3 protein-coding genes are annotated in these 2,669 nt (G+C 37.3%); all 3 read right to left on the reverse strand.

What is annotated here, in order from left to right; all coding sequences use genetic code 11:
• Window positions 1–15: 15 nt before the first annotated feature.
• Genes AC3AX0_RS05070 through AC3AX0_RS05080 form a run of 3 tightly spaced genes read right to left on the reverse strand, consistent with a single transcriptional unit; the run spans window position 16 to window position 2,276 of the window.
• A complete protein-coding gene (locus AC3AX0_RS05070) occupies window positions 16–342 on the reverse strand; it encodes a hypothetical protein (RefSeq protein WP_487549222.1) in 327 nt (108 codons plus the stop codon).
• Window positions 335–1,036, reverse strand: coding sequence for a GTP-binding protein (locus tag AC3AX0_RS05075; RefSeq protein WP_487549223.1), 702 nt, complete (start codon window positions 1,034–1,036; stop codon window positions 335–337). The genes AC3AX0_RS05070 and AC3AX0_RS05075 overlap by 8 nt, the downstream gene beginning before the upstream one ends.
• A gap of 1 nt (window position 1,037) precedes the next feature.
• Entirely contained in the window at window positions 1,038–2,276 is a 1,239-nt protein-coding gene (locus tag AC3AX0_RS05080; protein ID WP_487549224.1) for an ABC transporter substrate-binding protein, read from the reverse strand.
• Window positions 2,277–2,669 lie beyond the last annotated feature (393 nt).

Genomic DNA, 2,669 nt, shown 5'->3' on the forward strand with positions numbered 1-2,669 from the left:
TCGGTGAAGTGCTCCTCATAAAGCACCTGGGATGATCCAGGGGTAGTCCAAATCGCAGCCACAGCAACCAATAGGACTGCGATCAACAGTATCATCCTTTTCAAGTCCAAGGAATTCGAGCATCTCACTTATATATTCCATGAAGTCAATTCTAATCTTTTCCGTGTCTATTGCCCATTCTTCAATTTCTTCTTCGCTAAAATTGTTTAGATATTCATCAAATGTTTTCTCTTCATGTCCTGCTATTTCCAGATTATTGTTTTCGAAAAATGACAGTGCAAAGGGATATTCCTTTTCAATTTCTCTTATTTTCATTTCTTCAATATTTACGATTTTATTCATTGCTTCCTCCCAGGTCCATCTTCCTCACATTACCCATCTGATAGTCGTTTCCTATTCTCTTCTCTCCAAGACAGTAAGAACAAAGTGCTGACGGCATTGAGAACCTCAATTCCTTGCCTTTTACAGTTTCTATATTTTCATTTTCATCATATAGAAGTGTGCTAAGCTCGTAGGCTCCCTGTCCTGTCAGACCGTTTATATGCATTGTTATTGCTTTCGAATTTACCGAATGAACCCTTGATGCAAATACTTCCCTTTCAGCCTGTGATACTATGTCACCCTTGGTAATTAACACTATGTCAGCCGATTTCAGCATGGGACCGATTTTCTTAGGAGTGTTTATGCCACTTAGATTGTCTATTACACAAATTGCCTTCACATCTCTGATATATGGCGAGCATCTGTTGCAAAGACCTGCACTTTCAGTTATAAGTACATCAAGTTCTTCGCCTCTTCCCCACTGTACAACCTCTTCGATGTTGCTGACAAAGTAATGATCGGGACAAAGCGACCCGGATAATCCCTTCTTCACTGGAACTCCAGCCTTTTCGTAAAGTATGTCGTCATCAGTATAGAGACAGTCAAATTTTACTACTCCTACTTTCAAATCTCTTTTGTGCAAGGCTTGTATTGTCTTTAAAATAACCGATGTCTTTCCCGATGATGGAGGGCCTGATACTGTTATTAAATTCATTCTATACCTCCTTTACTGATTCATGGAAGAGCTTTTCACATTTAGTAATTAGTTTTCCTATATCATTTTTCTTTATATTGTCCCATCCATACCACATGTATTTCTGTTCCTTTGAAATCATATTGTCAACATCAGGGTTGACACTTGGGAACCTTCCATTATGGGAAAGTATTTCTCCAACCTTTACTGATGCGAAGAAGTCTACTATTGGCTTCAGTTTTTCCTTTCCTTCCTTCTTGGTAAGCATGAATATAGGGCTTATTATTGCTCCGTCTTTTGGCCATACAGCCTTCATTGGACCACCCCTCTTTGTCATCTTTGTAAAGAAGTATGGCATTATTGTAACTACGGGCTTTCCTGTTTTCTTTATATGTGACTTCACCATTTCAGAAGGATGCATGCTTTGAAGCAAACTCTTTCCAAGTTTCATAACTCCTTCATCGCCGTATTTATTTTGTATGTTCAATAGTATTGCATTGAACAAGTCGAAATCTCCTATTGGAAGACTTACTGAATTTTCAAACTCTTCTCCAAGTATGTCATCCCATGATGTAGGCATCTTCCTGCCATTCAATTCTTCTGAATTCACAAGGAATACTGCAGGTACAACACCTATCATTGAATATTCATTGTCAGGGTCCTTAAGACTCATATAATCATTCTCAAAGTCCTTATTGTAGTGACTCATTCCTGTAATATCTTCAAATACATTTTCAGATTTGTATTTCCCAATAAGATCCTTGTCGAAAAACAGGTCAAATCCTGCTGAAATGAATATATCTGCAAGCACATCCGCCGATTCGCTCTTTTCAAGGGAATCCTTAAGCCAGTCAACTCCCATTGATGCAGCTTTCAATTCGTAGCCTATTGTCAAATCCGTTTCCGCTTCATGTTCCTTCATCCATTCCTGGAATGATTCCATAAGAGGAACCCTTACTGGACATGGGAGAATTCCTTCAATTCTAATGTCTGTATCAGCTGTATCCGTCTTCTCTGGAAGCTCCTCCATTGTATTTTTACTTGCCTCAATAAGTCCAATCAACTGCTTTGAAAAGGTTTCTACATTTACCTTCTTCATCTTGAGCGCCATTTCAAGGGTTATTGATTTTCCTATTTTTTGTCTTTGTTCTTCATTTTTTATGCTGTCTATTCCTGCTGATATTAGCAGATCTTTTGCTTCCTCATACTTTTCTGTTATATCGTATAATGTATCCTTAATATCAAAATATTTATTTCCCATCTTGCACCTCGTTTGTTTTTTTATTTCCTTAATCTATATCTTCTACTATATATTGTCTTCAATTGTCTTTCGTTTAAAGTTTGTTTGTTTTTTAACTTGTACACATGATAACATTGTAAAAGAAAAAGTTCCGTAACATAAGTTACAAAACTTCCATTGTTGTTATTCCATTGTTGTTATTCCATTGCGATTAAATAAATAATAAGTATTACCGAGGTCTCGACTTCGAGGTTCGTCAATCCACCATTAATAATCAAGATTGACGTTCCGAGGGAGTAGGGAGGTAATGCTTCTTATTTATGTTCTAAACCTTCATTATCCTGCTTGAATTCAATACCGCTATAAGAGCCACACCAACATCTGCAAATATAGCCTGATACATTTGTGCAAGAC

This window comes from Dethiosulfatibacter sp., assembly GCF_983023055.1.

Excerpts from the sequence above, each read along its gene's own strand:
- AC3AX0_RS05070 (WP_487549222.1), bottom strand. The coding sequence starts at position 342 with ATGAATAAAATCGTAAATATTGAAGAAATGAAAATAAGAGAAATTGAA.
- AC3AX0_RS05075 (WP_487549223.1), bottom strand. The coding sequence starts at position 1,036 with ATGAATTTAATAACAGTATCAGGCCCTCCATCATCGGGAAAGACATCG.
- AC3AX0_RS05080 (WP_487549224.1), bottom strand. The coding sequence starts at position 2,276 with ATGGGAAATAAATATTTTGATATTAAGGATACATTATACGATATAACA.